Source organism: Mycobacterium sp. (assembly GCF_050701675.1).
Taxonomy (GTDB): domain Bacteria; phylum Actinomycetota; class Actinomycetes; order Mycobacteriales; family Mycobacteriaceae; genus Mycobacterium.
The window spans coordinates 1-4,665 of record NZ_JBOGDD010000361.1 but is presented as its reverse complement, the minus strand read 5'-3'; the positions used below and the strand labels follow the sequence as shown (position 1 = coordinate 4,665).

General features: G+C 63.4%; 5 protein-coding genes and 1 pseudogene. 4 read left to right on the top strand and 2 right to left on the bottom strand.

Going from position 1 to position 4,665, the window contains the following annotated elements:
• Positions 1-44: 44 nt before the first annotated feature.
• Entirely contained in the window at positions 45-851 is an 807-nt protein-coding gene (locus ACRDUX_RS10625; RefSeq protein WP_526413649.1) for a DUF1932 domain-containing protein, read from the bottom strand.
• A gap of 536 nt (positions 852-1,387) precedes the next feature.
• Between ACRDUX_RS10625 and ACRDUX_RS10620 the strand changes: the two genes are divergently transcribed.
• Positions 1,388-2,107, top strand: a complete 720-nt coding sequence (locus tag ACRDUX_RS10620) for an LLM class flavin-dependent oxidoreductase (protein WP_526413647.1) — start codon at positions 1,388-1,390, stop codon at positions 2,105-2,107.
• Entirely contained in the window at positions 2,104-2,478 is a 375-nt protein-coding gene (locus tag ACRDUX_RS10615; protein WP_526413645.1) for an RpiB/LacA/LacB family sugar-phosphate isomerase, read from the top strand. Before ACRDUX_RS10620 ends, ACRDUX_RS10615 begins: the two co-directional genes overlap by 4 nt.
• Positions 2,479-2,824: 346 nt before the next feature.
• Here the strand turns inward: ACRDUX_RS10615 and ACRDUX_RS10610 are convergent, their stop codons facing one another.
• Positions 2,825-3,070: a hypothetical protein gene (locus ACRDUX_RS10610; RefSeq protein WP_526413643.1), complete on the bottom strand. Its 246-nt coding sequence runs from the start codon at positions 3,068-3,070 to the stop codon at positions 2,825-2,827.
• 397 nt (positions 3,071-3,467) lie between these two features.
• Here ACRDUX_RS10610 and ACRDUX_RS10605 point away from each other — a divergent pair, with 397 nt between their 5' ends.
• Entirely contained in the window at positions 3,468-3,680 is a 213-nt protein-coding gene (locus tag ACRDUX_RS10605; protein ID WP_526413641.1) for a hypothetical protein, read from the top strand.
• A 43-nt stretch (positions 3,681-3,723) separates the two neighbouring features.
• Positions 3,724-3,846 (top strand): annotated as a pseudogene (locus ACRDUX_RS10600) (thiocyanate hydrolase); the annotation flags it as partial.
• Positions 3,847-4,665: the final 819 nt, after the last annotated feature.

Genomic DNA, 4,665 nt, shown 5'->3' with positions numbered 1-4,665 from the left:
CTGATCGCACATCTATTGCGCTGACCACGGCGGGTGCCCACGTTCTATGGGTCGCTCACAGGCTGCTGCGTACGGTCAACTGGCGGACCGCCATCGACCAATGCGGCGAACACCTGGCTGGCAGCAGCGCCGAACCCTTCGGGTTCACCCACTGCGGCAAAGGTCCTGCCCACTTCGGCGAGCTCATACGACCACCGCCAACCCTTCTCGTCACTCTGTCGTCGAGCCCGCAGCCACGACTCCGGAAGACCCGGTTGGCTCATCGCCCATTCCTTCACGAGGTCGTCTTCGACACCGAGGGCAGCGGCAGTGCGTCGGATCGAAACCAACAATGCCGCAGTGGTTTTGGTCCAAGCCGCATAGGTCATTTTCAGCGCCGACGCAGCCGGCGCCGCACCGGACAGATTGACCACGTCGAGCGCAGAGCCGGCGAATAGGCCAGTGACAGTTGCGTCGTCACCGGCCAAGTAGAGCCGGGTCGTTCCCGTCGTGGTCGGCGGCGGCCCGATGATGCCGCCGTCGACGTAACGAGCACCTCCGGCAGTCACGATGCGACCGACGTGCGTGGACGTCTCAGGGCTAACAGCGTTGGCGTCCACCACGATCCCTCGGAATCCCGCCAACTGGCCCGCGACCTCAAGCGCCGCGTGCGGCGGGCAGATCGAGAACACGACGTCGGTGTGAGCCAGTAGTTCGGCCAACCCGTCGAACGCAGTGAGCCCCACCTGCTCGGCGCGCTGTGATGTCGCTGCGCTTCGACCCGTCCGCAGCCATCCGACCTCGTGGCCGCCACCCACCAGGCAGGCGCCCACGGCCACGCCCATGGCACCCGGATGGAGGACTGCGAGCACGTCTAATCACCCCTTTCCATTTCCACCTTAGATCTGAATCCCGTCGTCGTCATCCTGCTTCGGCAGCCCTCGAAGTCGCGCGGATACACCGCGCATAATCCCGGCCCGGTTCGCAAAGACTTAACGCAACGGAAATACGGTTTGATATCGCCGAAACTTTTCGTCACTAACTTCGGCAGCGACTCGAGTATTCGAGGCGCGCCTAGGGTTCCGTCGGCAACGGGTCTGGACCGAGAGGCGAGGCACTGCGGTTGACGTCAGCACCAGCTGATCGTCGGCAACAATGTTCCACGGCGGGATAAAAGCCCGGGAGGTTGGCTGATTGGGGCCGTCGACGCCGATGCTCTGGTCGATACCTCTTGAGGAGCGTGCATGTTTCGATACATCAGCTCCCTGTATGCCGTGATCGGCGGGAATGGTCGCCGTCCCTGGACACCGCGCATCGGCGCCGCTACGGGCAGCGACGCCGCGGGCTAGACACCCGCAGAGTCGGCCTCACGTCTGACTGGGTCCGTCGCAGCGGAGGGTGCCGGCAGGTGCCGCGCGCCCACCTCGCCATCATCGTCGCGCAGATCGACGCCATGAGCGACGGCCGCATAGAACTCGGCCTCGGCGCGGGATCCTATCCCCCCGAACACTATTCACTTGACTTTCCCTTGGCATCGATTAGCGAACGCTTCGACCGCCTCGAGGAGCAACTCGAACTCATCACCGGCCTATGGACCGCACCACTGGGGGAGCTCTACAGCTACGAAGGCAAGCAATACCGCGTCCAGGACTACCCCGCCCTCGTCCGTCCAGCCCAAACCCCCCATCCGCCCATCATCATTGGTGGGCACGGCCTCAAACCCACACCAGCACTCGCGGCCAGATACGCAAACGAATACAACATCGACGGCGTCGGACCTGCCGCCTGCACCCAGGCTTACGACCGCGTCCGACACGCCTGCGAACGCATTGAACGTGACCCCGCGGAGATCACCTTCTCGGCTGCGGTGACGCTGTGTGTCGGTACCAGGAAGGCCGACATCGAGCGGCGGACGGCCGCACTCCACGATCGAGTTGGCGAGGATCCGACGACCATCATCGCGAACGGGCTGTGCGGCTCTCCCACGGAGGCGATCGATCGGCTTGCCGTCTTCAACGACGCAGGCGCCGAGCGGGTATACCTACAGCTCTTCGACCTCACCGACCTCGACCAGCTGCAGTTGTTCGCCGAAGAAGTGCTGCCGCACTTCGCCAATGGCGGGACATGAAAGTCGTGGTCGGTGCCGAGCAGGCCACCGAAGTATCTGACGCGATCGTTCGTCGTGTCGCAAGGCTCGGGCACGACGTTGTCCAAATCAGCGGACTCGGCTGGGCGGATGTCGGGCTCGGTGTCGCCCGGATCGTCTCAGACGGTGACGCTGCGTACGGCATCGCTCTGTGCGGAAATGGTGTCGGCGTCACGATCGCTGCAAACAAGGTGAGCGATGTCCGAGCAGCCCTGTGCCACGACGCGAAAACAGCTGTCGCAGCGCGGAAATACCTCGATTCCAATGTAGCGACGCTAGGGTACGAGATCGTGGATCCCGACGCCGCCCCCGACATCGTCGAGGTGTTCTTGACCACGACTCGACCGAATTAGCTGTCCCCCAACGGGAAATAGTTAACCTGGGGAGGCGCGTCGTAGATCTGAACATTGCCGGGCGACTGGCATTGAGTTTGCGTGCCGCCCAAGTTGTTGCAGGACTGTTCCACCCGAGTTGGTTCACTATTGGACGCCGGTGCAGTGGCAACTGGTGGCGGCTCAACCGGGGCGGGTTCGGCAGCTGCCATCGGAGCCGCCGCGATCGCCGCACCGGCGACTCCGGCCGCCAGCAGTGGTGTGATGAACTTCAATCTGACTCGCACGGTTGTACTCCTTCGATGGTGGCCCTGCCGGTGTACGTGTTGCGGGTCGCACTGCCAGCTGACCCGACGGTCGTTGACCACTACGGGCGTGCACCGCCGCCGCCGAGCAGACCGGACTCGCCCCCGTACGGGTAGAACTGAACAGGTGATGGGGCGTCATTGAACTGAACATTGCCCGGCGACTGGCATTGGGTTCCCGGGCCGCTCTGATTGCAGGTCTGCTGAGCCTGGGTGGAATCGGCAGCCGCCATCGGCGCGGCCGCCATCGCTGCCGCGACAGCGCCCGCTGCGACCAGCGGTGTGATGAACTTCAATCCGATTCGCATGGCGGCACTCCTTCGACGATCGCCCTGATCGGGGCGTGTTCCACACTCGCACTCCAGTGCATGTATGTCGTCGCCGCTGTCACCCATCCATACCCCCCGCTAGCGGGGGGTATCACAGTGGAGCTTTCGGGCGGTTGTCCGGCGCTGCGGGAAGGTTCGCCACTCTTGCGCCGACTCGCCTCCGCGCCATTACCCGAAGGCGCGCGGTGGCTGGCAAACACGGCAACACTCGACATGGTCGTCGTACCCGGCGGCCGGTCGGTACCCGCCCACGCCGAGGTGGAGAACGTGACAATCGGCGGCGTCGGCCACCTCGGAATGCTCCTGAGACCGCGGCAGCCAAGCCCAGACGTATATGAAAACCGTGATGCATCAACAAAAGTGGAAGGATGGAAGGATGTCCGACTTCGAAGGCAGGCTGGCCTGTGTCATTGGCGCGGACGGCGCAATTGCCCGTGGTTACCGGATCGTCAAGTGTGAACGCACGGGCGTCGGCGACTACACCATTTTATGGGAAGACGAGCTTCGGGGCTCTATGCCCCTACGGGCGAACCCGCCGACCGCCCTTTCCATCTCGCCGTCTTCCGCGACTGAATGCCGCCATACCTGATTTTCCACGACGGCCAGCTGGCACCTGATGACCCGGCTCAAAGCTGCGCCATCCCGAGGGTCAGCTGATTTCGCTGGCCCACTCCTTGGTGGCCGTTGGGGTCCTTGATGAAATAGAACTGCTGGAACGGCTGGCTAGCATCCGGGCCAGACTGCAGGCCGGCTAAGACTCCGACAAGTGTGCAGTTCCCGATGGTGACCACCAGATGCTTATGCCGACGTGTTCGCGCAATACTGTTTGGTGCGCGAGGTTTCCCGGTAGCAGGTGTACCGATTGGCCGCCAGCCGTGACGACATTTGCCGAATCGGCTGCGATCATTGCCGAGGTGGCTGCGATCATGACGATCGGATTCAATCCCTCGTAGGGCCCAGAGTCCAACCACCGCAACGAACGACGAAAGTCCAGAATGTCTCACACAACCGTCCTCGCGGAGCGCTTCCACCCGGCCGACGTTCACAGTCAGGCCTGGGTTCGGGCGCGGCAACTGGGGTTGTGCGCCCGGCCCGGCGGCCATCGAGCTGCCTAGCGCGACATACCGGCAGCTCCTGGACATCGGTGGATTCACCGACCGCAATTAATGCCTCATTTACGACTCGGTTCAGTGCGACACGGTGGTGCTGTGGGGTGCCGATCGAAGCTGGCTAAGGCTGCGCGTCGGCGGATCAGCCGAACCCGCATGCGTGACGTCGTGTCGGGCGGTGTCGGCGGCGGTGTCGCTGTTGGTGGGCTGGTGTATCGGTGAACTAGCCATGTGTTGATGGTGCGTCGAGCAATGCGCCGCTTGTAGTGACCGTGCCGTTGGTACGTCACAAAGGCGACTTGGGCCCACGCTGGCGGTTGCAATGGCGGATGAGGCGGTCGCATCAGCGGAAGGCGCGCGGCAAATTGAGGTGGGCGCCTGCGAGATGCCGCGTCGGAGGATCACTGCGACAAGGCAATTGGTTGAGGATCAGCTCACGCAACGCGGTGAAATCAGTTAGTAACG